Genomic DNA, 25,435 nt, shown 5'->3' with positions numbered 1-25,435 from the left:
TCATGAGCGAGCTGTTACTGATAGATGATGACCAGGAGCTCTGTGAGCTGCTGACCAGTTGGTTGGGCCAGGAAGGCTTCCAGGTGCGCGCCTGCCACGACGGCTTGAGCGCCCGCAAAGCCTTGGCCGACAGCGCCCCGGCGGCCGTGGTGCTCGACGTGATGTTGCCCGACGGCAGCGGCCTGGAGTTGCTCAAGCAATTGCGCAACGACCATCCGGAGTTGCCGGTGCTGATGCTGTCGGCCCGGGGCGAGCCGCTGGACCGCATCCTCGGCCTGGAACTGGGCGCCGACGATTACCTGGCCAAGCCCTGTGACCCGCGGGAACTGACTGCCCGCCTGCGTGCGGTGCTGCGTCGCAGCCACCCGGCTGCCGTGTCGACCCAGCTGGAACTGGGCGACCTGTGCTTCAGCCCGGTGCGCGGCGTGGTCAGCATCGACAATCAGGAATTCACCCTCACCGTCTCCGAAAGCCGCCTGCTCGAAGCCTTGCTGCGCCAGCCCGGCGAACCGCTGGATAAACAGGAACTGGCGCAGATCGCCCTCGGCCGCAAGCTGACCCTCTACGATCGCAGCCTCGACATGCACGTCAGCAACCTGCGCAAGAAGATCGGCCCGCACCCGGATGGCCGGCCACGGATCGTGGCGCTGCGCAGCCGCGGCTACTACTACAGCCTCTGAACCCCGCGCCACACTGATCCCACCGTTGATCTGCTCGTTCCCAAGGGTTTTGTCAGGCGCCGCCAAAACCCTCTTTACCCAAGCTTTACCCACACCTGACCGCCGCTGACCTTGATCTCCGTAATCTACTCACATCCGGACTCACCGGAATAGAGACAGGAGAATCACCATGCGCAAGACCCTAATCGCTCTGATGTTCGCCGCTGCCCTGCCCACCGTTGCCATGGCGGCAATGCCCGAAGGCCCAGGCCCGATGGGCGGCCCAGAAGGCCACATGATGATGGGTGGCCCAGGCCACGGCGGTGAACACGGTCCGCGTGGCAAAGGTGGCCCGCTCAGCCAGCTGGACTTGAGCAAGGAACAGCGCGAGCAAATTGGCAAGCTGATGGGTGACCAATGGCAGGCTCGCAAAGACCTGGTCAAAAAGTACCTGGACAAACTCCCGGCTGCTGAGCAGAAAGCCATGCAAGATGAAATCGCCGCCGGCAAGCAGAAAACCCAGGCCGATATCCGTGCCGTACTCAAGCCTGACCAGCAGAAGAAATTCGACGAGATCGTCAAGAAACAGGAACAACGCCGCGCCGAATGGAAGGAATTCCAGGCCTGGAAAGCGCAGCAGCCGCAAAAAGCGCAATAATGCGTTAGCTTCACTGCCCCAGCCCAGCGGTTCGCGCCGCTGGGCTTTTCCTGTTTGAGGGTTTCCTGTGCGTTCATTGTTCTGGCGCATCCTGGCCAGTTTCTGGCTGGCTATCGCCTTGGTTGCCGGGCTGTCGATCCTGCTTGGGCATATGCTCAACCAGGACGCCTGGATTCTCAGCCGCCACCCCGGCCTCAATAACCTGGCCGAAGAGTGGACCCAACTCTACGAAGCCCAGGGCGAGGACGCCGCCCAAGACTTGCTGCAACAGCGCAAGCGTCAGTATCACATTGACGTGCAAGTACTCAACGAAAGCGGCGAGCCCGTGGTCCGCGGCACCTTTCCGCGCCGCGCCGCCGCCTTCGAAGCCCGGCAGAACGACAGCAAGGACGGCCACCTGCCCTGGCGGCGCCTGACCGCCGAGTACACCAGCGAAAAGACCGGCGACACCTACCTGCTGATCTATCGCATCCCCCACCCGGAGCTGGACGCCTGGCATCGCAGCAGCCTGATGTGGCCGTTGAGCGCATTGGCGATTGCCCTGGTGGTGCTGACCCTGTTCAGCCTGCTGGTGACGCTGTCCATCACCCGCCCCTTAAGCCGCCTGCGTGGCGCGGTACACGACCTCGGCCAGGCCACCTACCAGCAGAACAGCCTGGCGCAACTGGCCAACCGCCGCGATGAGTTCGGCGTACTCGCCACCGACTTCAACCGCATGGGCGCACGCTTGCAGAGCCTGATCGGCAGCCAGCGCCAACTGCTGCGAGACGTGTCCCACGAACTGCGCTCGCCCCTGGCCCGCCTGCGTATCGCCCTGGCCCTGGCCGAGCGGGCCGGCCCCGAGGAACGGGAAAGACTCTGGCCGCGCCTGACCCGCGAGTGCGACCGCCTGGAAGCACTGATCAGCGAAATCCTGGTGCTGGCCCGGGTCGATGCCGACAACGCCAGTGCCGAAGACGTCGACCTCATCCCGCTGCTCAAGACCCTGCAAAAGGACGCCCAACTCAGCGCGCCAGACCAAGTGGTGCAACTGAGCGCCGATCCCGACCTGCGCCTCAAAGGCTGGCCGACCATGATCGAACGCGCCGTGGATAACCTGTTGCGCAATGCCCAGCGCTTCAACCCGCCCGGCCAACCGATCGAGTTGCAGGCGCGCCGCCTGGGCGAACGCATTCTGATCAGCGTGCGCGACCACGGCCCCGGCGTCGAAGCCGAGCACCTGAGCCAACTGGGCGAGCCGTTCTACCGCGCCCCCGGCCAAACGGCGCAGGGCCACGGCCTGGGCCTGGCGATTGCACGGCGCGCAGCGGAACGGCATGGCGGCAACCTGATCCTGACCAATCATCCCGACGGCGGTTTCAGCGCCAGCATCGACCTGCCATTGACGCCGGGGGTTGTCACACCGGTGTGATGATCTTCTATAGTGGCCCTTCTCTTATGGAGGGCCTTCGATGACTGACCTGCTGACTCCCATCCAAGCCGCACTCGATCTACCGCGCACCCCGCTGACCTCGACCGGGGCCGGCGCCTTGCCGTCGATCTTCGCCGTGAGCGACCTGGCCTGCGCCAGCATCGGCGCCGCCGGCCAGGCGGTTGCCCAACTCATCCTGCAACAGACCGGGCGCTTGCCCAGCGTGAGCGTGGACCGACGCCTCGCGTCTTTCTGGTTCTCTTCCTCGATCCGCCCCACAGGCTGGCAAGTACCGCCACTGTGGGACCCGGTGGCCGGCGACTATGCCAGCGCCGACGGCTGGATTCGCTTGCACACCAACGCGCCGCATCACCGTGCGGCTGCCGAGCGGGTGCTGGGCCACGTCGCTGACCGTGCCGAGATGGCGAGCAAGGTCGTTGCGTGGAACGCTGCCGAGCTGGAACAGGCGATTGTCGATGCCGGCGGTTGTGCCGCGCAGATGCGGTCGTGGCAGGCCTGGCAGCAACATCCCCAAGGCTTGGCGGTGAATGCCGAACACCTGGTTCAGCGCCAAACTTTTGAACCCGCCGCCAACAGGCCCTGGCGCGGCGAGGCGGCCCGCCCGCTGGCCGGCCTCAAAGTGCTGGACCTGACCCGCGTGCTGGCCGGCCCCGTGGCCAGTCGTTTTCTCGCCGGGCTGGGCGCGGACGTGCTGCGCATCGACTCGCCGACCTGGAACGAGCCGGGCGTGGTGCCGGAAATGACCCTGGGCAAACGCTGTGCGCGCCTGGACCTGAAAACCGCCGCAGACCGCCAGGTTTTCGAAGGGTTGCTCAAAGACACCGATATCCTGTTCCACGGTTACCGCGCCGATGCCCTCGAGCAATTGGGCTACACCGCCCACGCATTGCAGCAGCTCGCCCCCGGCCTGATCGACGTGAGCCTCAACGCCTATGGCTGGAGCGGCCCGTGGCGCAATCGCCGGGGCTTCGACAGCCTGGTGCAGATGAGCTGCGGCATCGCCGACGCGGGCATGGCCTGGAAACACACGGATAAACCTGTGCCGCTGCCGCTGCAGGCGCTGGATCACGCCACCGGCTACTTGATGGCGGCCAGCGCGATCCAGGCCCTGTGTGAGCGCTTGGCGTCCGGCCGTGGCGGCTCAGCGCGGTTGTCGTTGGCGCGCACGGCAAAATGCTTGATGGAGGCCGGGCCGGTTCCGGAGCAACCGCCATTGCGGGCCGAAGCCCTCGAAGACCAGGGGCTGGTGGTGGAACAAACCGCCTGGGGACCGGCGCACCGATTGCTCGCACCGCTGACCATCAGCGGCACACCGTTGCAGTGGGATTTGCCGGCAGGGGAATTGGGGTCGCACCGGCCTCGCTGGTGACCTGAGACCGCCATCGCGGGCGTGCCCGCGATGAGGCCCACACGATCAAGCCACCCAGCTCATAACGACAACACCCCGCTATACAGCCCATACGCCGCCAACCCCGCGCCCGCAATCACACAGGCGAAAATGCCTTTTTCCACATGGGTAAACAACGGCAGGCCCTGCTCGCGCTTGGCCAGGGCAAACAGCACCACGCCCGGCGCATACAGCAACGCCGACAGCAGCAAGTACTTCAGGCCCCCGGCGTACAGCAGCCACACCGCGTAGCCCAATGCAATCAGGCCCACCAGCAGATCTTTCAGACGCTGGCGCTGGGCGCCTTCGTAGGTTTCCCCGCGCCCGCTCAACAACACCGCGTAGGCCGCCGACCACAGGTAAGGCACCAGGATCATGGATGAAGCCAGGTAAATCAGGGTGGTGTAGGTGCTTTCGGAAAACAGCGTGATCACCAGGAATATCTGGATCATCACATTGGTCAGCCACAGCGCATTGACCGGCACCTGATTGGCGTTTTCCTTTTTCAGGAAGGCCGGCATGGTCTTGTCATGGGCCGTGGCGTAGAGGATTTCCGCGCAGAGCAGCGCCCACGACAACAACGCGCCCAGCAGCGATACCGCCAAACCGATGCTGATCAGCAGCGCGCCCCAGGGACCGACGATGTGCTCCAGCACGCCGGCCAGGGACGGGTTCTGCAATTGCGCCAGTTCCGCCTGGCTCATGATCCCCAGGGACAGCAGATTCACCAGCACCAGCAACGCCAGCACACCGAGAAACCCGATCACCGTGGCCCGGCCCACGTCCGAGCGCTTCTGCGCCCGCGCCGAGTACACGCTGGCGCCCTCAATGCCGATGAACACGAACACCGTGACCAGCATCATGTTGCGCACCTGATTCATCACACTGCCGAAATGCGGCTTGCCCAGGCCCCAGATGTCGGCGGTGAAGACATCGGCCTTGAACGCCACGCCGGCGATGACCACGAACATCAACAGCGGCACGAGCTTGGCCACGGTGGTGATCTGGTTGATGAACGCCGCCTCCTTGATCCCGCGCATCACCAGAAAATGCACGGCCCACAGCAACACCGAGGCGCAGCCGATGGCCACTGGCGTATTGCCCTCACCGAATACCGGAAAAAAATAGCCGAGGGTGCTGAACAGCAACACGAAGTAGCCGACGTTGCCCATCCACGCACTGATCCAGTAACCCCAGGCGGACGAGAAGCCCATGTAGTCGCCGAAACCGGCCTTGGCGTAGGCATACACCCCGGAATCCAGCTCGGGTTTGCGGTTGGCCAGGGTCTGGAACACAAATGCCAGGGTCAGCATGCCCACGGCGGTGATCGCCCAGCCGATCAATACCGCGCCGACTTCCGCGCGCGCGGCCATGTTTTGTGGCAGGGAAAAAATCCCGCCGCCGATCATGGAGCCCACCACCAGGGCGATCAAGGCGCTGAGTCGAAGCTTTTCAGACGATTGCGACATGAATTCTCCAGGATTAAAAGAACCACCGTGTACTCAACTAATTTACGCAGGCGCGTTAGCGTTTATCAGATATCGCGAATAAAACGCAGGCTCTAATAACCCAAAGGCATGTCAAAAAATAGAGTTTAGTCAAATTTATAAATTAAATAAGTATTGAACTTTAAGGTTTTGAGCGTCTTGCCAAGCCGGCCCGGAAAAAGTTTGCACATTCACCAAAAGGGACTAGCTTGAAACGTCCCGGCAATCAGGAAACCTTAACAATAAAAAAGCGCATAGAGGCTCTATGACGAGCGTCTTGGCGGCACTATCGCGCGCACGGCATTTTCACTCTAAGTCATTAATTCACAATGGAATGTGCCAATGATGTGATCTAAGTCAGCTGTTTGATTAGCGCACGGAATTATTCTGTGGTCTCTCTTCTCCTGCATTGGAGTCATACAATGTCTGAATCTGCCGGAAAACTTCGACTTGGCGCACTGGTTGCACTTGTCGTGGGTTCAATGATTGGCGGCGGGATCTTCTCTCTGCCGCAAAACATGGCGGCCAGCGCCGATGTCGGCGCCGTCCTGATTGGCTGGGTGATTACGGCTGTAGGCATGTTGACCCTGGCGTTTGTGTTCCAGACCCTGGCTAACCGCAAACCCGATCTCGACGGCGGCGTATATGCCTACGCCAAGGCCGGCTTCGGCGACTACATGGGCTTCTCGTCCGCCTGGGGGTACTGGATCAGCGCCTGGCTGGGCAACGTCGGCTACTTCGTGCTCTTGTTCAGCACCCTCGGCTACTTCTTCCCGATCTTTGGCGAGGGCAACACCCCGGCCGCGGTGATAGGCGCTTCGGTGCTGCTGTGGGCCGTGCATTTCCTGGTATTGCGCGGGATCAAGGAAGCGGCGTTCATCAACCTGGTGACCACCGTCGCCAAGGTCGTGCCGCTGGTGCTGTTCGTGCTGATCGCCGTATTCGCGTTCAAGCTGGACATCTTCACCGCTGACATCTGGGGCCTGAAAAACCCGGACCTGGGCAGCGTGATGAACCAAGTGCGCAACATGATGCTGGTCACCGTGTGGGTGTTCATCGGCATCGAAGGCGCAAGCATCTTCTCGGCGCGGGCCGAAAAACGCAGCGACGTGGGCAAGGCCACTGTGATCGGCTTTATCACCGTGCTGCTGTTCCTGATGCTGGTCAACGTGCTGTCCCTGGGCATCATGACCCAACCGGAACTGGCCAAGCTGCAGAACCCGTCGATGGCGGCCGTGCTGGAGCACGTCGTGGGCCACTGGGGCGCCGTGTTGATCAGCGTCGGCCTGGTCATCTCGCTGCTCGGCGCGCTGCTGTCGTGGGTGTTGCTGTGTGCGGAGATCATGTTCGCCGCCGCCAAGGACCACACCATGCCGGAGTTCCTGCGCCGCGAGAACGCCAACCACGTGCCGGCCAATGCCCTGTGGCTGACCAACGCTCTGGTCCAGGTGTTCCTGGTGATTACCCTGTTTTCCGCCAGCACGTACCTGTCGCTGATCTACCTCGCCACCTCGATGATCCTGGTGCCATACCTGTGGTCGGCAGCTTATGCGCTGCTGCTGGCGGTACGTGGCGAGACCTACGAAAACGCCCCGGCCGAGCGCAGAAAGGACCTGATCATCGGCGCGATCGCGCTGATCTATGCGGTCTGGCTGCTCTACGCCGGCGGTACCAAATACCTGCTGCTCTCCGCCCTGCTCTATGCCCCTGGCGCGATCCTGTTCGCCAAGGCCAAGCATGAACTGGGCAAACCGATTTTCACCAACGTCGAGAAGCTGATTTTCGCTGCGGTGGTCGTTGGCGCCCTGGTGGCTGCCTATGGCCTCTACGCCGGCTTCCTGACTATGTAATTGTTGCTCACTGGAGGATCTGTAATGACCACGGAAAAAGTGAAGTACGGCGTACATTCCGAAGCCGGCAAACTGCGTAAAGTCATGGTGTGCTCCCCAGGTTTGGCCCACCAGCGGCTGACCCCCAACAACTGCGATGAACTGCTGTTCGATGATGTGCTGTGGGTGGCCCAGGCCAAGCGCGACCATTTCGACTTTGTCACCAAGATGCGCGAACGGGACATCGATGTGCTGGAAATGCACAACCTGTTGACCGATATCGTCGCCATCCCCGAAGCCCTGGACTGGATTCTGGAACGCAAGATCACCGCCAACCAGGTCGGCCTCGGCCTGATCAACGAAGTCGGCTCGTGGCTGCGCAGCCTGGAGCCGCGCAAAATCGCCGAGTTCCTGATCGGTGGCGTGTCGGCCGATGACCTGCCGGACAGCTTCGGTGGCAAGACCATCGAGATGTTCCGCGATTTCCTCGGCCACTCCAGCTTCATCCTGCCGCCGCTGCCGAACACCCAGTTCACCCGCGACACCACCTGCTGGATCTTTGGCGGCGTGACGCTGAACCCGATGTACTGGCCGGCGCGACGCCAGGAAACCCTGCTGGCCAGCGCCATCTACAAATTCCACCCCGAGTTCACCAACGCCGACTTCCAGATCTGGTACGGCGACCCGGACCAGGACCATGGCAACGCCACCCTCGAAGGCGGCGACGTCATGCCGCTTGGCAACGGCGTGGTGTTGATCGGCATGGGCGAGCGTTCGTCGCGCCAGGCCATCGGCCAACTGGCGCTGAACCTGTTCAAGCACAAAGCCGTCGAGCGCGTCATCGTCGCCGGCCTGCCGAAATCCCGCGCCGCGATGCACTTGGATACCGTGTTCAGCTTCTGCGACCGCGACCTGGTCACCATCTTCCCCGAAGTGGTCAGCCAGATCGTCGCCTTCAGCCTGCGCCCGGACGACAGCAAGCCCGGTGGCATTGATGTGCGCCGTGAAGACGCAAGCTTCCTCGACGTGGTCGCCACCGCCCTCAAGCTCAAAACCCTGCGTGTGGTCGAAACCGGCGGCAACAGCTTCGCCGCCGAGCGCGAGCAGTGGGACGACGGCAACAACGTCGTGGCCCTGGAGCCTGGCGTGGTGATCGGCTACGACCGCAACACCTACACCAACACCCTGCTGCGCAAGTCCGGCGTGGAAGTCATCACCATCAGTGCCGGTGAACTCGGCCGTGGCCGTGGCGGCGGCCACTGCATGACCTGCCCGATCATCCGCGACCCTATCGACTATTAATTTCCAGGCCTTGGCCGCCGCCCACAAGGCGTCGGCCAAGGGGATAACCTGAACACAAGGAGATCCACCATGGCTTTCAACATGCGCAACCGCAGCCTGCTGTCGCTGATGCACCACACCAATCGCGAGCTGCACTACCTGCTGGACCTGTCCCGCGACCTCAAACGCGCCAAATACACCGGCACCGAGCGCGCGCACCTCAAGGGCAAGAACATCGCGCTGATCTTCGAAAAAACCTCGACCCGCACCCGCTGCGCCTTCGAAGTGGCGGCCCACGACCAGGGTGCCCACGTCACCTACATCGACCCGGTGTCGTCGCAGATCGGCCATAAAGAAAGCATGAAAGACACCGCCCGCGTCCTCGGTCGGATGTTCGATGCCATTGAATACCGTGGCTTCGAGCAGGAAATCGTCGAAGAACTGGCCAAGTTCGCCGGTGTGCCGGTGTTCAACGGCCTGACCGCCGAATTCCACCCGACCCAAATGATCGCCGACACCCTGACCATGCGCGAACACAGCGACAAGCCGCTGCATGACATCAGCTACGCCTACCTGGGCGACGCACGCTACAACATGGGCAACTCGCTGCTGATGATCGGCGCCAAGCTGGGCATGGACGTGCGTATCGGCGCGCCGAAAGCCCTGTGGCCCCACGAAGACTTCATCAAACAGTGCCAGGCCTTTGCCGAAGAAAGCGGCGCGCGCATCACCATCACCGAAGACCCTCTTGAAGCGGTGAAGGGCGTGGACTTCATCCACACCGATATCTGGGTGTCCATGGGTGAACCAGTGGAAGCGTGGGACGAGCGTATCGAGCAACTGCTGCCGTACCAGGTCAACGCCAAGATGATGAAAGCCTCGGGCAACCCCCGGGTGAAGTTCATGCACTGTCTGCCGGCGTTCCATAACAGCGAAACCAAGGTCGGCAAGGACATCGCCACGCGTTATCCGAACCTGGCCAATGGCGTGGAAGTGACCGAAGAGGTGTTTGAATCCCCGGCCAACATTGCCTTTGAACAGGCGGAAAACCGCATGCATACCATCAAGGCGATCCTGGTGTCGGCGTTGGCGGATATCTGATTTCGACACAACGTCTACTGTAGGAACACGGTCAAAATGTGGGAGGGGCGGTGCGACGATTCGACTTGCCCCCGATAGCGGTGTATCAGTCGACACAAGTATTGAATGTTAGCCCGCCATCGGGAGTAAGCTCCCTCCCACACTTAGTCCTGTGTTCACACGCTGAACTCTAGAAGGATTGCATTATGCGTATCGTCGTTGCACTGGGCGGTAACGCCCTGCTCCGCCGTGGTGAACCCATGACAGCGGACAACCAACGCGCCAATATCCGAATCGCCACCGAACAGATTGCCAAGATCCATTCCGGCAACGAGCTGGTGATCGCCCATGGTAACGGCCCGCAAGTCGGCCTGCTGTCGTTGCAGGCAGCGGCCTACACCAGCGTCTCGCCGTACCCGCTGGACGTGCTCGGTGCCGAAACCGAAGGCATGATCGGTTACATCATCGAACAGGAACTGGGCAACCTGCTGGACTTCGAAGTCCCGTTTGCCACCCTGCTCACCCAGGTCGAAGTGGACGCCAACGACCCGGCCTTCAAAAAACCCAGCAAACCGATCGGCCCGGTGTACTCCCAGGCCGAAGCCGAGAAACTCGCCGCGGAGAAAGGCTGGACCATTGCCCCGGATGGCGATAAATACCGCCGCGTGGTGGCCAGCCCGCGGCCGAAACGCATCTTTGAAATTCGCCCGATCCAATGGCTGCTGGAGAAAGGCAGCATCGTGATCTGCGCCGGCGGTGGCGGTATCCCGACGATGTATGGTGAAGACGGCAAACTGCGCGGCATTGAAGCAGTCATCGACAAAGACCTGTGCTCATCGCTGCTGGCTTCGCAACTGGAAGCCGATTTGCTGGTGATCGCCACCGACGTCAACGCGGCGTTTATCGACTACGGCAAACCCACCCAGAAGGCTATCAGCCAGGCCCACCCGGACGACATGGAAAAACTCGGTTTCGCCGCCGGTTCCATGGGGCCCAAGGTCCAAGCGGCCTGCGAGTTCGCCCGCCAGACTGGCAAAACCGCAGTGATCGGTTCACTCTCGGACATCGAAGCCATCGTCCAGGGCACCGCCGGCACCCGTGTCAGCACAGCGACCCCTGGCATCCGTTATCTGTGAAGTTGAGGAGAAATGCCTATGGCTACCTTTGAACCCGGGCACTTGCACATCGAACGTCACGCGCTGAACAAAGACGACTACAGCTACAACCTGTGCATCGACTATGAAATCAGCCAGCATCCCAAGGAAGGCCAGGGGATGCTGTTCACGCTGCATGGGTCGGTGCAGGGCAAGGACCTCAAGGAAGAATTCTTCCTGCCCAAGGACCAGGCCTTCGACTTTGCCCGGCACGCGATGAATATCGCGCAGAAGTACGGGATGCCGAAGATCGCGACACTCAATGGCGAGATGCACAAGCAGTACGACTCGATGTTCGAAGATGTGCGGCATCAGTTGAATGTGAAGCCCGGCGACCCCGTCAAACCCGAACACCTCGCATAACTCGGTCCAAATGTGGGAGGGGCAAGTCGAATCGTCGCACCGCCCCTCCCCCATTTTTGATCTCCCCCCCTGTCTGGCATACTTGCCGCCTCTCGCTCCCCAGAATTGTCAGCCGCCCCATGCGTATCCACGTCAGCTTCATCGACCGCGTCGGCATTACCCAGGAAGTCCTGGCCTTGCTCGGTGGGCGCAATCTCAACCTGGACGCGGTCGAGATGGTGCCGCCCAACGTCTACATCGACGCGCCGACCCTGAGCGCCGAAGTCCTCGAAGAGCTGCGGGACGCGCTGTTCAGCGTCAACGGCGTGCAGGCAGTGACCGTGGTGGACATCCTCCCCGGCCAACGCCGCCACCTGCAACTCGACGCCCTGCTGGCGGCCATGACCGACCCGGTGCTGGCCCTGGACAGCGCGGGCAAGATCCTGCTGGCCAACCCGGCGTTGATCGCCTTGTACGGTCGCGAACCGGCCGGCGAAAGCATCAGCGAACTGTTCAACGATCCGGCCTTGCTCGACACCTTGCTGGAGCAAGGCTTTCGCTTGCCTCTGCGCGAGATCAGCGTCAACGGCCAGACCCTGCTGCTGGAGGCGACGCCGATCACCGATGCCGGTGCCCTGCTCAGCCTCTACCAGCCCAACCGCATCGGCGAACAATTGTCGGCGCTGCACCACGACCATGCCGAAGGTTTCGATGCGCTGCTCGGCGAGTCGCCGGCGATCCGCACCCTCAAGGCGCGCGCGCAGCGTGTCGCGGTACTCGATGCGCCGCTGTTGATCCAGGGCGAGACCGGCACCGGCAAAGAGCTGGTGGCGCGGGCCTGCCACGCCATCAGCGCACGCTGCAGTGCGCCGTTCCTGGCGCTGAACTGCGCGGCGCTGCCGGAAAACCTCGCCGAAAGCGAACTGTTCGGCTACGCCCCCGGCGCCTTTACCGGGGCCCAGCGCGGCGGTAAGCCGGGGCTGATGGAACTGGCCAACCAGGGCACGGTGTTCCTCGATGAGATCGGCGAAATGTCACCGTACCTGCAGGCCAAGCTGCTGCGCTTTCTCAACGACGGCAGCTTTCGCCGGGTAGGCGGCGACCGCGAAGTGAAGGTGAACGTGCGTATCCTCAGCGCCACCCACCGCGACCTGGAGAAGATGGTCGCCGAGGGCACCTTTCGCGAAGACCTGTTCTATCGCCTCAACGTCCTCAATGTCGAAGTGCCGCCCCTGCGCGAGCGCGGCCAGGACATCTTGCTGCTGGCGCGCTACTTCATGCAGCAGGCCTGCGCGCAGATCCAGCGCCCGGTCTGCCGCCTGGCCCCCGGCACTTACCCGGCCTTGCTCGGCAACCGCTGGCCGGGCAACGTGCGGCAGTTGCAGAACGTGATCTTCCGCGCCGCCGCCATCTGCGAAAGCAGCCTGGTGGACATCGGCGACCTGGACATCGCCGGCACCTCGGTCGCACGTCAGAGCGACAGCGAAATCACCAGCCTGGAACAGGCCGTGGAAGACTTCGAACGCAGCCTGCTGGAGAAGCTCTACGCCAGCTACCCCTCGACCCGCCAGTTGGCAAGCCGCCTGCAAACCTCCCACACCGCTATCGCCCATCGCCTGCGCAAATACGGCATCCCCAACAAACCCTGAGCAGCGCGCTGTCCACTGTAGGAGCGAGCTTGCTCGCGAAAAACCCGAGCGCACCGCGTTCATCCAGGCTTCCCACATCATCGTTGACGATCTTCGCGAGCAAGCTCGCGCCTACAGGGCTCGCATTCCAAATTGGGTCTGAGAACGACATCAACTGTACTGAAAGCGCTACAGCGTAACGATATCGCTACAACCCTGCTTTTTGCGCGCCATGCAAGGCTTTGATCCACATAGGCTTTTTTTCCAGCGCCGAACTGTAGCGAAATCGCTACAACCTCAGCCGGCAACGCATTCGTCATTTTTATCAAGTCATTGATTTATAAACACTTAATGACATTGGCCGCGATATTGCTAAGCAACTCCCCATTATTCCAATCCCGTCCACCAGACGAATCTGGCCCCGAGGAGTTTCCATGAGCGAGTTGCGTTTCACTGAAGATCACGAATGGCTGCGCGCCGAAGCTGACGGCAGCGTCACCGTGGGTATCACCGCATTCGCGCAAAATGCGCTGGGTGATGTGGTTTTCGTGCAACTGCCGGAGTTGCAGGCTTACGAAAAAGGCGCCGAGGCGTCCACCGTCGAGTCAGTCAAAGCCGCCAGCGGCGTGTACATGCCCCTGGACGGTGAAGTGCTCGAAGTGAACGCCGAGCTGGAGGGCCGCCCGGAACTGGTCAACGAAGACCCGATGGGCGAAGGCTGGTTCTTCCGCTTTAAACCCGCCGATGCCGACGCAGTGACTACGCTGTTGGATCAGGATGCGTATGACCGCCTGATCAAAGCCACCGCCGAAGCCTGAGGAGCGCGCCATGACGATCAACTTGAGCACCGCCAACGAATTCATCGCCCGCCACATCGGGCCGCGCCAGGAAGATGAGCAGCAGATGCTCGCCAGCCTGGGCTTCGACTCCCTGGAAGCCCTGAGCGCCAGTGTGATCCCGGAAAGCATCAAGGGCACCAGCGTGCTCGGCCTGGAAGATGGCTTGAGCGAAGCCGAGGCCCTGGCCAGGATCAAAGCCATCGCCAGCCAGAACCAACTGTTCAAGACCTACATCGGCCAGGGCTACTACAACTGCCACACGCCGTCGCCGATCCTGCGCAACCTCCTCGAAAACCCGGCCTGGTACACCGCCTACACCCCGTACCAACCGGAAATTTCCCAGGGCCGCCTGGAAGCGCTGCTGAATTTCCAGACCCTGATCAGCGACCTCACCGGCCTGCCGATCGCCAACGCCTCGCTGCTCGACGAAGCCACCGCTGCCGCCGAAGCCATGACCTTCTGCAAGCGCCTGAGCAAGAACAAGGCCAGTAATGCCTTCTTCGCCTCGATCCACAGCCACCCGCAAACCCTCGACGTGCTGCGCACCCGTGCCGAGCCGCTGGGCATCGACGTGGTGGTGGGCGATGAACGCGAACTGAGCGATGTCAGCCCGTTCTTCGGTGCCCTGCTGCAATACCCGGCCAGCAACGGCGACGTGTTCGACTATCGCGAGCTGACCGAACGCTTCCACGCCGCCAACGCCCTGGTGGCCGTGGCCGCCGACCTGCTGGCCCTGACCGTGCTGACCCCGCCGGGTGAGTTCGGCGCCGACGTGGCCATCGGCAGCGCGCAACGCTTCGGCGTCCCGCTGGGCTTCGGCGGCCCGCACGCGGCGTACTTCTCCACCAGGGATGCGTTCAAGCGCGACATGCCGGGCCGCCTGGTCGGTGTTTCGGTCGACCGCTTCGGCAAGCCGGCCTTGCGCCTGGCCATGCAGACCCGCGAGCAACATATCCGCCGCGAGAAAGCCACCAGCAACATCTGCACCGCCCAGGTCCTGCTCGCCAACATCGCCAGCATGTACGCCGTGTACCACGGCCCCAAAGGCCTGACCCAGATCGCCCAGCGCATTCACCAGTTGACCGCGATCCTGGCCAACGGCCTGCGCGCCCTGGGCCTGAAAGTCGAGCAAGAACACTTCTTCGACACGCTGACCCTCAACACCGGCGCCCGCACCGCCGCCCTGCACGACCAGGCCCGCGCCCAGCGCATCAACCTGCGTGTGGTCGACGCCGAACGTCTGGGCCTGTCGGTCGACGAAACCACCACCCAGGCCGATATCGAAACCTTGTGGGCACTGTTTGCCGACGGTAAAGCTCTGCCGGACTTCGCCGCCAAGGTCGAAGGCAGCCTGCCGGCCGCGCTGCTGCGTCAGTCGCCGATCCTGACCCATCCGGTGTTCAACCGTTATCACTCGGAAACCGAGCTGATGCGCTACCTGCGCAAGCTGGCCGACAAGGACCTGGCGCTGGACCGCACCATGATCCCGCTGGGCTCCTGCACCATGAAGCTCAACGCCGCCAGCGAAATGATCCCGGTGACCTGGGCCGAATTCGGTGCCCTGCACCCGTTCGCCCCGGCCGAACAAAGCGCCGGCTACCTGCAATTGACCTCCGACCTGGAAGCCATGCTCTGCGCGGCCACCGGCTACGACGCCATCTCGCTGCAACCGAACGCCGGTTCCCAGGGCGAATACGCGGGCCTGTTGGCGATTCGCGCCTATCACCAGAGCCGTGGCGATCAGCACCGCGACATCTGCCTGATCCCGTCGTCGGCCCACGGCACCAACCCGGCCACCGCCCACATGGCCGGCATGCGCGTGGTGGTGACCGCTTGCGACGCGCGCGGCAACGTCGACATCGAAGACCTGCGCGCCAAAGCCATCGAGCACCGCGACCACCTCGCCGCGCTGATGATCACCTACCCGTCGACCCACGGCGTGTTCGAAGAAGGTATCCGCGAAATCTGCGGGATCATTCACGACAACGGCGGCCAGGTATACATCGACGGCGCCAACATGAACGCCATGGTCGGCCTGTGCGCGCCGGGCAAGTTCGGCGGCGACGTCTCGCACCTGAACCTGCACAAGACCTTCTGCATCCCCCACGGCGGCGGCGGCCCAGGCGTTGGCCCGATCGGCGTCAAATCCCACCTGGCCCCATTCCTGCCCGGCCACGCGGCCATGGCACGCAAGGAAGGCGCGGTGTGCGCGGCGCCGTTCGGCAGCGCGAGCATCCTGCCGATCACCTGGATGTACATCAGCATGATGGGCGGCGCGGGCCTCAAGCGCGCTTCGCAGCTGGCGATCCTGAATGCCAACTACATTTCCCGCCGCCTGGAAGAGCACTACCCGGTGCTCTACACCGGCAGCAACGGCCTGGTGGCGCATGAATGCATCCTGGACTTGCGCCCGTTGAAAGACAGCAGCGGCATCAGCGTGGATGACGTGGCCAAGCGCCTGATCGACTTCGGCTTCCACGCACCGACCATGTCGTTCCCGGTGGCCGGCACCTTGATGATCGAGCCGACCGAAAGCGAATCCAGGGAAGAACTGGACCGCTTCTGCGACGCGATGATCGCCATCCGCGAAGAAATCCGCGCGGTGGAAAACGGCACCTTGGACAAGGACGACAACCCGCTGAAAAACGCCCCGCACACCGCGGCGGAACTGGTGGGCGAATGGAGCCACCCTTACAGCCGTGAACAAGCGGTGTACCCGCTGGCGTCGTTGATCGACGGCAAGTACTGGCCGCCGGTCGGCCGGGTCGACAACGTGTTCGGCGATCGCAACCTCGTGTGCGCCTGCCCTTCGATCGAGAGCTACGCATAACCTGGTCAAGAATGTGGGAGGGGGCTTGCTCCCGATGGCAGAGTGTCAGTTGATAAATCTGGTGACTGACACCCCCTCATCGGGGGCAAGTCGAATCGTCGCACCGCCCCTCCCACACTTGACCGCGTATGACCTCAAGAATAATAAGAACCTGGAGAACAACTCATGTCGTTAAGCGTGTTCGACCTGTTCAAGATTGGCATCGGCCCCTCCAGCTCCCACACCGTCGGCCCGATGCGCGCCGCCGCGCGCTTTGTCGAGGGCTTGCGCCGTGACGACCTGCTGAGCGCCACCACCTGCGTCAAGGTGGAACTCTACGGCTCACTCGGCGCCACCGGCAAAGGCCACGGCAGCGACAAGGCCGTGTTGCTCGGCCTGGAAGGCGAACACCCGGACACCGTGAACACAGAAACCGTCGCCACGCGCCTGGCACAGATGCGCAGCGCCGGCCGTTTGAACCTGCTCGGCGAACACAGCATTGTGTTCAACGAGAAAGAACACCTGGCGATGATTCGCAAACCCCTCGCCTATCACCCCAACGGCATGATCTTCCGTGCCTTCGACGCCGCCGGCATCCAGATCCGCAGCCGCGAGTACTACTCGGTGGGCGGTGGCTTTGTGGTAGATGAAGACGCTGCCGGCGCCGACCGGATCGTCGAAGACGCCACGCCGCTGACCTTCCCGTTCAAGAGCGCCAAGGACTTGCTCGGTCATTGCGCCACCTACGGGCTGTCCATCAGCCAGGTGATGCTGACCAATGAAAGTGCCTGGCGCCCCGAAGCCGAAACCCGCAACGGCCTGCTGAAGATCTGGCAGGTGATGCAGGACTGTGTGGACGCTGGCTGTCGCAATGAAGGGATCTTGCCGGGAGGCTTGAAGGTCAAGCGTCGTGCCGCCGCCCTGCATCGCCAGCTGTGCAAGAACCCGGAGTCGGCCCTGCGCGACCCGTTGTCGGTACTCGATTGGGTCAACCTGTACGCGTTGGCGGTCAACGAAGAAAACGCCAACGGCGGGCGTGTGGTCACCGCGCCCACCAACGGTGCGGCCGGGATTGTGCCGGCGGTGCTGCATTACTACATGCGCTTTATCCCCGGCGCGAGTGAAGACGGCGTAGTGCGCTTTCTGCTCACCGCCGCCGCGATCGGGATTCTGTACAAGGAAAACGCGTCGATCTCCGGTGCCGAGGTTGGCTGCCAGGGTGAAGTCGGCGTGGCCTGCTCGATGGCCGCCGGAGCGCTGTGCGAAGTGTTGGGCGGCAGCGTGTCCCAGGTCGAAAACGCCGCCGAGATCGGCATGGAACACAACCTCGGCCTGACGTGCGACCCGATCGGCGGCCTGGTGCAAGTGCCCTGCATCGAGCGCAATGCCATGGGCTCGGTCAAAGCCATCAACGCAGTGCGTATGGCCTTGCGCGGCGATGGGCAGCATTTTGTGTCCCTCGACAAGGTCATCCGCACCATGCGCCAGACCGGCGCCGACATGAAAAGCAAATACAAGGAAACCGCCCGTGGCGGTTTGGCGGTCAACATTATCGAGTGCTGACGCTTAGAAGCGCGTCCGCACGTTTTTCAGGAGCTGAATATGTCCACCGAAACCCTGTTGAAAACCCCGTTGCACGCGCTGCACATCGAACTCGGCGCGCGCATGGTGCCCTTCGCCGGCTACGACATGCCGGTGCAATACCCATTGGGCGTGATGAAAGAACACCTGCACACCCGTGATCAGGCCGGGCTGTTCGACGTGTCTCACATGGGCCAGATCCGCCTGACCGGCGCCAATGCCGCCAAGGCCCTGGAAACCCTGGTGCCGGTGGATATCATCGACCTGCCCGTAGGCATGCAGCGCTATGCCATGTTCACCAACGAGCAGGGCGGTATTCTCGACGACCTGATGGTGGCCAACCTGGGGAACGACGAGCTGTTCCTGGTGGTCAACGCGGCCTGCAAGGACCAGGACCTGGCGCACCTGCGCGCCAGGATTGGCGACCAGTGCAGCATCGAGCCGCTGTTCGAAGAACGTGCCCTGCTCGCCCTGCAAGGCCCGGCAGCGGTAAAAGTGCTGGCACGCCTGGCCCCTGAAGTGACCAAGATGACCTTCATGCAATTCACGTCCCTGCGCCTGCTGGGCGTGGACTGCTACGTCAGCCGCTCCGGCTACACCGGTGAAGACGGCTTTGAAATCTCGGTGCCCGCCGCCCACGCCGAAAGCCTGGCCCGCAGCCTGCTGGCCGAGACCGAAGTCCAGGCCATCGGCCTGGGCGCCCGCGACTCGCTACGCCTGGAAGCCGGCCTGTGCCTGTATGGCCACGACATGAACACCGACACCACCCCGATCGAAGCCAGCCTGCTCTGGGCGATCTCCAAGGCCCGTCGCGCCGACGGCGCTCGTGCCGGTGGCTTTCCCGGCGCCGACCGGATCTTTACCCAGCAGCAAGCCGGTGTGAGCCGCAAACGTGTCGGCCTGCTGACTCAGGAGCGCACACCCGTGCGTGAAGGTGCGGAAATCGTCGACGAACACGGCACCGTGGTCGGCAGCGTCTGCAGCGGCGGCTTTGGCCCGAGCCTCGGCGGCCCGTTGGCGATGGCCTACCTGGACAGCGCGTTCACTGCGTTGGATACCGAAGTTTCTGCACTGGTGCGTGGGAAAAAGGTGCCACTTCGTGTAAGTAAAATGCCATTTGTGCCGCAACGGTACTACCGTGGCTGATTGATTGTTTCTATAAGTAACGCGGTTGCGTTAACGCGCACTAATCTGTAACGCAACCGCCATAAAACAGTGCATTGACGATAGTCATTGTTATAGGGGTCAACCTATAACAAGTGACCATTTCTATCGAATAAGTCGTCCGCCCATTGTTCCCCCAAGTGCCACAAAGCCGAGCAAAAGCTGGGCTTTGCGCAGGGCTTGTTTTTTCTCCATTAGTTGACGTAGAGTTTGCTCACTGTGTTTGCATGGGTCGCTTGGAACCTGGACCTGGGCAGTAGCCAAAGTTTGCTACAACCCGTTCGACGTCTCTTACTTTCCTGCAACCCAGCCCAGTACTCTTTCATGCGAAAGGGGCTGTCATTCATTTTTAGCGTCAAGGAAATAAGAAAATGTCGGATAAACGTCAGAGCGGTACCGTCAAGTGGTTTAACGACGAGAAAGGGTTTGGTTTTATCACTCCAGAAAGCGGTCCGGATCTGTTCGTGCATTTCCGCGCTATTCAGGGCAACGGCTTCAAGAGCCTGAAAGAAGGCCAGAAAGTGTCTTTCGTCGCCGTGCAAGGCCAGAAAGGCATGCAGGCTGACGAAGTGATCGCCGAAGGCTGATCCCTCCTGCGACAAAAAGCCCCTGATGGTGACATCAGGGGCTTTTTTATGGGCGCGGTAAGGGCATTGCGCCGTAAAATGCTTTTTTTCTTCAGAGAGCCGGCCATGTCCAAACCCCTGCTGAGCCCCCAAGGCGACTTCCCCGCCGTTGGCCTGGGCCGTCGTCTGGCAGCGATGTTCTATGACTTCCTCCTCTGCACGGCGCTACTGATTGTCACGGCCTTTCTCTACAAGCTGGTGTGGATCGCATTCGTGGGCGAAGCCAAAATGCGTACTCTCACCGAATCCGGCGCGCTGGACGGCGACCCGCTGCTGTCGACGATTCTGTTCTTCGTGCTGTTTGGCTTCTTCGCCAAGTTCTGGACCCATTCCGGGCAGACCCTGGGCATGCAGGTGTGGGGCGTGCGCGTACAGAACGCCGACGGCTCGCGGATCAGCCTGTGGCAGGCGCTGTTGCGCTTTGTGGTGTCGATTGCATCGTGGTTGTGCGTGGGGCTGGGGTTTATCTGGTCACTGTTCGACAAGCAGAAACGCAGCTGGCACGACATTTATTCTGACACGCAGTTGGTGCAGGTTCCGAAGCGGAAAAAATAACGCCCTGCTGGTGCGGATCAAAATGTGGGAGGGGGCAAGCCCCCTCCCACATATTCGACCGGGTCAGGCGTTGCCGGCCAGCTTCAGGCGCGCGGCCTGAGTGAAGTCCAACATGCGCTTGAGCGGGCGCACCGCCTGCGGGATCACCGAAGGCTCGACGAAGATCTCGTTGCTGCCCTCACGCAGGCACTGCAGCGTGCGCTCCAGCGTATTCATCGCCATCCACGGGCAGTGCGCGCAACTGCGGCACGCCGCGCCGTTGCCGGCGGTAGGCGCTTCGACGAAGACCTTGTCCGGGCACAGCTGCTGCATCTTGTAGAAAATGCCGCGGTCGGTGGCGACAATGAACGTTTTGTTCGGTAAACGCTGAGCGGCGGCAATCAGTTGGCTGGTGGAGCCCACTGCATCCGCCAGTTCGATCACCGAGGTCGGGGATTCCGGGTGGACCAGGATCGCCGCGTCCGGGTACAGCGCCTTCATGTCTTCCAGCTGCTTGGACTTGAACTCTTCGTGGACGATGCACGCACCGTCCCACAGCAGCATGTCGGCACCGGTCTGGCGCTGAATGTAAGTACCTAGGTGCTTGTCCGGCCCCCAGATAATGGTCTCGCCGTTGTCCATCAGGCTTTCGACGATTTCCAGCGCGCAACTGGAAGTCACCACCCAGTCCGCCCGCGCCTTGACCGCCGCCGAGGTGTTGGCATACACCACCACCGTGCGTTCGGGGTGTTGATCGCAGAACGCGGAAAACTCCTCCACCGGACAGCCCAGGTCGAGGGAGCACGTGGCTTCCAGGGTCGGCATCAGGATGCGTTTTTCGGGGGTGAGGATTTTGGCCGTCTCGCCCATGAAACGCACACCGGCGACCAGTACGGTCTTGGCCGGGTGAGCAGCGCCGAAGCGTGCCATTTCAAGGGAGTCGGAGACACAGCCCCCGGTTTCTTCGGCCAGGGCCTGAATCACCGGGTCGCAATAGAAGTGGGCGACCAGCACCGCGTCCTGAGCTTTGAGCTCGGCGGCGATGGCGGTACGCAGGCTAGCCTCTTCCTCGGCACTGAGGGCCTTGGGCTGCTTGGCGTCGAGGTGGGCTTGAACCAGAAGGCGTTCGGAAATTTGCGTCATGTTCGCAAGACCTGCAGGCGCCGTTGCGCGAAAGTCGAGTGTACCACCGGCTCTGGAGCCCTTCAGGCGCCGCCGGACGAAGTGATGATGTCATCAAGCACGGGTTAAGGTGAAGCTGCGCAAGGCTACAGAATATCGAATGGATTCAAAAGCCTAATCTGGCATGGCGCGACGCATCTGTCGGGCAAAAAAAAACGCGAAGGCGCATCACTGGGGCTTCGCGCGTTGACCACGATGAACCTCAGCGCATCAGCACATCCGGATCATCCTGCAACAGGACTGAGTCATGCATCTTCGCCAATGCATCCTTCAACGTCGACTGCTCCAGCGCATCCTTGGATTTTTTGCTTTCCCTGCCCGCGTGTTCGAGCAGCGCCAAGTAGTCACGCTTGGATGAGCCTTCCTTCGGCACCACGGTGTCTTCTACCAGGTTGGCCATCACATACTTCTGCGTGTGGGTATTCTGGGAAGCCGACTGTGTGACGGAAGCACGGGTCAATTGGCTGTCTGTATAGGCAAAGCTCGCGGTGCTGCTGACCCTGTCCTGTACGTGCACATACAGGTAATTCTGCGATTCGCGACTGCCATCAAACACCGGCGGTTTCCCACCATCAAGGCCTTTGTGGAAGCTCGCCGAAAGCACCGATTGCTGGTTCTTGGTGACACTGCGATCCGCGCTGCTGCGGCCATTAACCTGGTTTTTTTGCGACACATTGTAAGAAAAGCTGTCGACCTCTGAAGGGCGCATCGGGTTGGAGCTGTCTACGGCCTGCTTGAGGGAAGCCTTGAAGTCCGCCAGACCGGTCAGCAAGCCTTTATCGCTCCCGGCCCGGTCGGCCGTGGTGTTGAGCACCGACTGTGAAATGTCCGCGCCGCCGCCTTTGGCGAACTGCGCCACCAATGCTGCCCCCAAGCCGCTGTAGCGACTGGCCGTGGAGGTCGAGTTAAAGCGGGTGTTGATGATCTTGCTGACTGCGTCCTGGCTGCTATTTTCCCAGGCCCGCACACTTTCCCGACCCGGCATCTGCCCGTCTCGGGAGTAGATATCAACGACATCGGCAGCCGGATTACCGAGGCTGACCACCGACGCAGGTCGCACCGGCAAGACATCGACAGTGTTCGCCGAAATGGCGAGCGGTGTGGCTACAGCGCGAACAATGAGGGGATTGCTAGCGATGATCGGAGTTAGCGTAGTCATGACAGTCCATGTCTTGAAAGCTTAGCCTCCAATCTAGCCAAGATACGCCGCGTATTGACAGCATTAAAGCCGAAATAAGTGGCAAAGAGCCACGTCAAAAAAACCGCCTCTTTGCCGCATCGCGCAGACTCAGGAGCTGTAAGTCAACGCCACACATACCGCGCGATCGCTCGTAGGAATATGTACAGAACGTGCCGGCATTATCCAATGCCTTCCCACAGCAAAAGCAGTGCAGTGCGCAAGGAAGTCGCTGGTGGGGGGAGGTATCTTAATGACATGATGAAGGCCATTTAACCCGCTCGGCCAAACTCAAATGAATAGCACCGTCGGGATGGGCTCTGAGGTCAGCGAACTGGCCACCTCCGGCCTGAGCCAAAACGAAGCGTTCACCGAGCGCGTACTGGCCAGCATCAACGATTGCATCCAAGTACTCGATCTCGATGCCCGCCTCACGTTCATGAGCGAAGGCGGCCAAAACATCATGGAGGTCAGTGACTTCAACACCATCCGTGGCTGCTCCTGGCCCGATTTCTGGCAGGATCAAGGCAACCTAGACGCCAAGGCCGCCGTACAGGCCGCCAGAAACGGCGAAAGCGCCAGCTTTATCGGCCCGGCCCAGACCCTGGCCGGTAACCTGAAGTGGTGGCATGTACAGGTGAGCCCGATCCTGGGCAGTAACGGCCGGCCGGAACAGATCCTCTGCGTATCCCGCGACATCACGGCCCTGCGTGAAGCCGAAGAAGCACTGCGCAAGCTCAACGAGTCCCTGGAACAGCGGGTGGTGGAACGCACCCGCGACCGCGACCGCATCTGGCGCCTGTCCCCGGACCTGATGCTGGTGGCCCAACTCGACGGCGTGATCTCCGCCGTCAACCCAGCCTGGACTCGCATGCTCGGCCACGCCGAACACGACTTGGTGGGCAGCCAGTTGCTGGCCCTGGTTCACCCGGACGACTTGGCCGACTCCGCATCGGCAGTCAGCCGCCTGGGAGACGGCAAGAACTTCCCCAACTTCAAGAACCGTTACCGCCACCAGGATGGCAGCTATCGCATGATCGCCTGGACCGCCGTACCCGACAGCGATTACATCCATGCGGTGGGCCGGGATATCCAGGCCGAAGAAGAAGCCAAGGACGCCCTGCGCCTGTCGGAAGATGCCTTGCGCCAATCCCAGAAACTGGAAACCATTGGCCAACTCACCGGCGGCGTCGCACACGACTTCAATAACCTGCTGACGGTAATCAAATCCTGCGCCGACCTGCTCAAGACCCCATCCCTGAGCGAAGTGCGGCGCATCAAATACATCGATGCCATCGCCAGCACCGTCGACCGCGCCGCCCGCCTGACCGCGCAACTGCTGACCTTCGCCCGCCGCCAGGCCCTGCGCCCGGAAGTATTCAATGTCGGCGACAGCGTGTTGCGGGTGGGCGAGATGATGGACAGCCTGACTGGCTCGCGGATCAAGGTCACCATCGAAGTGCCGGATGAGCCCTGCTTTATAAACGCCGATGAAAGCCAGTTCGATACCGCACTGGTGAACATGGTGGTTAATGCGCGGGATGCCATGGCCGGCAATGGCCACTTGACCATCCAGGTCACGACAGCCGCCTGGCTGCCGTCGGTGCGCGCCCACCCGGGGCGGGTCGCCGACTACGTGACCATCGCATTGAGCGACACCGGATCAGGCATTGCGCCGGAAAAACTCGACGCCATCTTCGAACCCTTCTACACCACCAAAGGCATCGGCCAAGGCACCGGGCTGGGCTTGTCGCAAGTGTTCGGTTTTGCCAAACAGTCGGGCGGGGAGATTCTGGTGCAGAGCGAACGCGGCAAAGGCAGCCAGTTTACGTTGTACCTGCCCAAGGTCGAGGCCAGCACGATCCCGACCGCCCAGGACAACCATCGCGTACCGATCATCTCGAACTTGTGCGTGCTGATGGTCGAGGACAATGCTGACGTTGGCCTCTACACCTCGCAGACCCTGGAACAGATGGGCTTTCACGTGTTGTGGGTGCCGGACGCCAAGAGCGCACTGGAAGCCCTGGCCCCCAACCCGGAAAGTTTCCAGGTGGTGTTCTCCGACATCTCCATGCCCGGCATGAGCGGCCTGGAACTGCTCGACGCGATCGAAACGCTCTATCCATGGCTGCCGGTGGTGCTCACCACCGGCTACAACGACGAATACGCGCGCATTGCCCAAGAAGAAGCCAAGCGTTTTGTACTGCTGCAGAAACCCTATGCCACCGAGACGCTGGCCTTGCTCCTGCAAAAGGTCGTCAAGGGCCGTCTGGGCGGCTTGATGGGGGTGGAGTAGGTCGACGCGACTTTAGGATCAGCACGCTGTCGCCTTTCAGCATCGGAAGGCGGGTTGCATGTGGTGGGACTTGGCAGCTTGCACGGGCTTTTCACAAGGCAAAAAAAAACCCGGAAATCCTCACTTGCGTGGGCCTTCCGGATTTTCTAAACCGCCAAAAATGGTGGGTCGTGTGGGATTCGAACCTACGACCAATTGGTTAAAAGCCAACTGGTTTTCAGGTCTCGAAACCAATTGGTTATGGGTCAGAATCTACCCGATTTTCGATGCAGCCTCTAATGAATTCACAT

The 25,435-nt window shown here is 61.7% G+C and carries 20 protein-coding genes; 17 read left to right on the top strand and 3 right to left on the bottom strand.

What is annotated here, in order from left to right; translation table 11 throughout:
* Positions 1 to 2: 2 nt before the first annotated feature.
* The 4 genes from ACP7E3_RS12155 to ACP7E3_RS12140 all read left to right on the top strand — a co-directional run bounded on the left by ACP7E3_RS12155 (position 3) and on the right by ACP7E3_RS12140 (position 4,118).
* Positions 3 to 680: a response regulator transcription factor gene (locus ACP7E3_RS12155; protein ID WP_046382270.1), complete on the top strand. Its 678-nt coding sequence runs from the start codon at positions 3 to 5 to the stop codon at positions 678 to 680.
* Between the two features lie 169 nt (positions 681 to 849).
* Positions 850 to 1,317, top strand: coding sequence for an LTXXQ domain protein (locus ACP7E3_RS12150; protein WP_046382269.1), 468 nt, complete (start codon positions 850 to 852; stop codon positions 1,315 to 1,317).
* A 67-nt stretch (positions 1,318 to 1,384) separates the two neighbouring features.
* Positions 1,385 to 2,728, top strand: a complete 1,344-nt coding sequence (locus ACP7E3_RS12145) for a sensor histidine kinase (RefSeq protein WP_046382268.1) — start codon at positions 1,385 to 1,387, stop codon at positions 2,726 to 2,728.
* Positions 2,729 to 2,768: 40 nt separating this feature from the next.
* Complete coding sequence (locus ACP7E3_RS12140) at positions 2,769 to 4,118, top strand: CoA transferase (protein WP_426123200.1); 1,350 nt, start codon at positions 2,769 to 2,771, stop codon at positions 4,116 to 4,118.
* A 59-nt stretch (positions 4,119 to 4,177) separates the two neighbouring features.
* Here ACP7E3_RS12140 and arcD (ACP7E3_RS12135) read toward each other — a convergent pair whose 3' ends face one another.
* Complete coding sequence (arcD, locus tag ACP7E3_RS12135; protein WP_046382266.1) at positions 4,178 to 5,605, bottom strand: arginine-ornithine antiporter; 1,428 nt, start codon at positions 5,603 to 5,605, stop codon at positions 4,178 to 4,180.
* Positions 5,606 to 6,045: 440 nt separating this feature from the next.
* Between arcD (ACP7E3_RS12135) and arcD (ACP7E3_RS12130) the strand changes: the two genes are divergently transcribed.
* From arcD (ACP7E3_RS12130) to ACP7E3_RS12075, 12 genes are all read left to right on the top strand, one after another.
* Positions 6,046 to 7,473 carry an arginine-ornithine antiporter gene (arcD, locus tag ACP7E3_RS12130; RefSeq protein ID WP_026140052.1) on the top strand — a complete coding sequence of 476 codons (1,428 nt, stop codon included), beginning with the start codon at positions 6,046 to 6,048 and terminating at the stop codon, positions 7,471 to 7,473.
* A gap of 24 nt (positions 7,474 to 7,497) precedes the next feature.
* Complete coding sequence (arcA, locus tag ACP7E3_RS12125; protein ID WP_017847148.1) at positions 7,498 to 8,754, top strand: arginine deiminase; 1,257 nt, start codon at positions 7,498 to 7,500, stop codon at positions 8,752 to 8,754.
* A 69-nt stretch (positions 8,755 to 8,823) separates the two neighbouring features.
* Positions 8,824 to 9,834: an ornithine carbamoyltransferase gene (locus ACP7E3_RS12120; protein WP_017847147.1), complete on the top strand. Its 1,011-nt coding sequence runs from the start codon at positions 8,824 to 8,826 to the stop codon at positions 9,832 to 9,834.
* 185 nt (positions 9,835 to 10,019) lie between these two features.
* Positions 10,020 to 10,949, top strand: coding sequence for a carbamate kinase (gene arcC, locus ACP7E3_RS12115; protein WP_017847146.1), 930 nt, complete (start codon positions 10,020 to 10,022; stop codon positions 10,947 to 10,949).
* Between the two features lie 18 nt (positions 10,950 to 10,967).
* The gene (locus ACP7E3_RS12110; protein ID WP_046382264.1) at positions 10,968 to 11,330 is read left to right on the top strand and encodes a DUF5064 family protein; all 363 of its coding nucleotides are present in this window, start codon (positions 10,968 to 10,970) and stop codon (positions 11,328 to 11,330) included.
* 119 nt (positions 11,331 to 11,449) lie between these two features.
* Positions 11,450 to 12,958, top strand: coding sequence for a sigma-54-dependent transcriptional regulator (locus tag ACP7E3_RS12105; RefSeq protein ID WP_017847144.1), 1,509 nt, complete (start codon positions 11,450 to 11,452; stop codon positions 12,956 to 12,958).
* A 413-nt stretch (positions 12,959 to 13,371) separates the two neighbouring features.
* Positions 13,372 to 13,755 (top strand): glycine cleavage system protein GcvH, encoded by a 384-nt coding sequence (gcvH, locus tag ACP7E3_RS12100; RefSeq protein ID WP_046490087.1) that lies wholly within the window; start codon positions 13,372 to 13,374, stop codon positions 13,753 to 13,755.
* 10 nt (positions 13,756 to 13,765) lie between these two features.
* Positions 13,766 to 16,606: an aminomethyl-transferring glycine dehydrogenase gene (gene gcvP, locus ACP7E3_RS12095; protein ID WP_169883607.1), complete on the top strand. Its 2,841-nt coding sequence runs from the start codon at positions 13,766 to 13,768 to the stop codon at positions 16,604 to 16,606.
* A 165-nt stretch (positions 16,607 to 16,771) separates the two neighbouring features.
* Complete coding sequence (locus tag ACP7E3_RS12090) at positions 16,772 to 18,148, top strand: L-serine ammonia-lyase (RefSeq protein WP_017847141.1); 1,377 nt, start codon at positions 16,772 to 16,774, stop codon at positions 18,146 to 18,148.
* 39 nt (positions 18,149 to 18,187) lie between these two features.
* Complete coding sequence (gene gcvT, locus ACP7E3_RS12085; protein ID WP_017847140.1) at positions 18,188 to 19,312, top strand: glycine cleavage system aminomethyltransferase GcvT; 1,125 nt, start codon at positions 18,188 to 18,190, stop codon at positions 19,310 to 19,312.
* Positions 19,313 to 19,701: 389 nt separating this feature from the next.
* Complete coding sequence (locus tag ACP7E3_RS12080; protein WP_017847139.1) at positions 19,702 to 19,917, top strand: cold-shock protein; 216 nt, start codon at positions 19,702 to 19,704, stop codon at positions 19,915 to 19,917.
* A 105-nt stretch (positions 19,918 to 20,022) separates the two neighbouring features.
* Positions 20,023 to 20,511, top strand: a complete 489-nt coding sequence (locus tag ACP7E3_RS12075; RefSeq protein WP_017847138.1) for an RDD family protein — start codon at positions 20,023 to 20,025, stop codon at positions 20,509 to 20,511.
* A 63-nt stretch (positions 20,512 to 20,574) separates the two neighbouring features.
* Here the strand turns inward: ACP7E3_RS12075 and nadA are convergent, their stop codons facing one another.
* Positions 20,575 to 21,633, bottom strand: coding sequence for a quinolinate synthase NadA (nadA, locus tag ACP7E3_RS12070; protein ID WP_017847137.1), 1,059 nt, complete (start codon positions 21,631 to 21,633; stop codon positions 20,575 to 20,577).
* A gap of 241 nt (positions 21,634 to 21,874) precedes the next feature.
* The gene (locus tag ACP7E3_RS12065) at positions 21,875 to 22,657 is read right to left on the bottom strand and encodes a hypothetical protein (RefSeq protein WP_426123243.1); all 783 of its coding nucleotides are present in this window, start codon (positions 22,655 to 22,657) and stop codon (positions 21,875 to 21,877) included.
* Positions 22,658 to 23,144: 487 nt separating this feature from the next.
* Here ACP7E3_RS12065 and ACP7E3_RS12060 point away from each other — a divergent pair, with 487 nt between their 5' ends.
* On the top strand, positions 23,145 to 25,145 hold the full coding sequence (locus ACP7E3_RS12060; protein WP_241561604.1) for a hybrid sensor histidine kinase/response regulator: 2,001 nt from the start codon (positions 23,145 to 23,147) through the stop codon (positions 25,143 to 25,145).
* Positions 25,146 to 25,435 lie beyond the last annotated feature (290 nt).

The organism is Pseudomonas sp. PSPC2-3, assembly GCF_049898265.1.
GTDB lineage: Bacteria > Pseudomonadota > Gammaproteobacteria > Pseudomonadales > Pseudomonadaceae > Aquipseudomonas > Aquipseudomonas veronii.
This window is presented reverse-complemented; position numbering and strand designations above follow the sequence as displayed.

Excerpts from the sequence above, each read along its gene's own strand:
- ACP7E3_RS12140 (WP_426123200.1), top strand. The coding sequence starts at position 2,769 with ATGACTGACCTGCTGACTCCCATCCAAGCCGCACTCGATCTACCGCGC.
- gcvH (WP_046490087.1), top strand. The coding sequence starts at position 13,372 with ATGAGCGAGTTGCGTTTCACTGAAGATCACGAATGGCTGCGCGCCGAA.
- gcvT (WP_017847140.1), top strand. The coding sequence starts at position 18,188 with ATGTCCACCGAAACCCTGTTGAAAACCCCGTTGCACGCGCTGCACATC.
- ACP7E3_RS12120 (WP_017847147.1), top strand. The coding sequence starts at position 8,824 with ATGGCTTTCAACATGCGCAACCGCAGCCTGCTGTCGCTGATGCACCAC.
- arcA (WP_017847148.1), top strand. The coding sequence starts at position 7,498 with ATGACCACGGAAAAAGTGAAGTACGGCGTACATTCCGAAGCCGGCAAA.
- arcD (WP_046382266.1), bottom strand. The coding sequence starts at position 5,605 with ATGTCGCAATCGTCTGAAAAGCTTCGACTCAGCGCCTTGATCGCCCTG.
- ACP7E3_RS12150 (WP_046382269.1), top strand. The coding sequence starts at position 850 with ATGCGCAAGACCCTAATCGCTCTGATGTTCGCCGCTGCCCTGCCCACC.
- ACP7E3_RS12075 (WP_017847138.1), top strand. The coding sequence starts at position 20,023 with ATGTCCAAACCCCTGCTGAGCCCCCAAGGCGACTTCCCCGCCGTTGGC.
- gcvP (WP_169883607.1), top strand. The coding sequence starts at position 13,766 with ATGACGATCAACTTGAGCACCGCCAACGAATTCATCGCCCGCCACATC.
- ACP7E3_RS12080 (WP_017847139.1), top strand. The coding sequence starts at position 19,702 with ATGTCGGATAAACGTCAGAGCGGTACCGTCAAGTGGTTTAACGACGAG.
- ACP7E3_RS12155 (WP_046382270.1), top strand. The coding sequence starts at position 3 with ATGAGCGAGCTGTTACTGATAGATGATGACCAGGAGCTCTGTGAGCTG.
- ACP7E3_RS12105 (WP_017847144.1), top strand. The coding sequence starts at position 11,450 with ATGCGTATCCACGTCAGCTTCATCGACCGCGTCGGCATTACCCAGGAA.
- ACP7E3_RS12065 (WP_426123243.1), bottom strand. The coding sequence starts at position 22,657 with ATGCCGGGTCGGGAAAGTGTGCGGGCCTGGGAAAATAGCAGCCAGGAC.
- arcC (WP_017847146.1), top strand. The coding sequence starts at position 10,020 with ATGCGTATCGTCGTTGCACTGGGCGGTAACGCCCTGCTCCGCCGTGGT.
- ACP7E3_RS12060 (WP_241561604.1), top strand. The coding sequence starts at position 23,145 with ATGAATAGCACCGTCGGGATGGGCTCTGAGGTCAGCGAACTGGCCACC.
- ACP7E3_RS12090 (WP_017847141.1), top strand. The coding sequence starts at position 16,772 with ATGTCGTTAAGCGTGTTCGACCTGTTCAAGATTGGCATCGGCCCCTCC.
- ACP7E3_RS12110 (WP_046382264.1), top strand. The coding sequence starts at position 10,968 with ATGGCTACCTTTGAACCCGGGCACTTGCACATCGAACGTCACGCGCTG.
- nadA (WP_017847137.1), bottom strand. The coding sequence starts at position 21,633 with ATGACGCAAATTTCCGAACGCCTTCTGGTTCAAGCCCACCTCGACGCC.
- arcD (WP_026140052.1), top strand. The coding sequence starts at position 6,046 with ATGTCTGAATCTGCCGGAAAACTTCGACTTGGCGCACTGGTTGCACTT.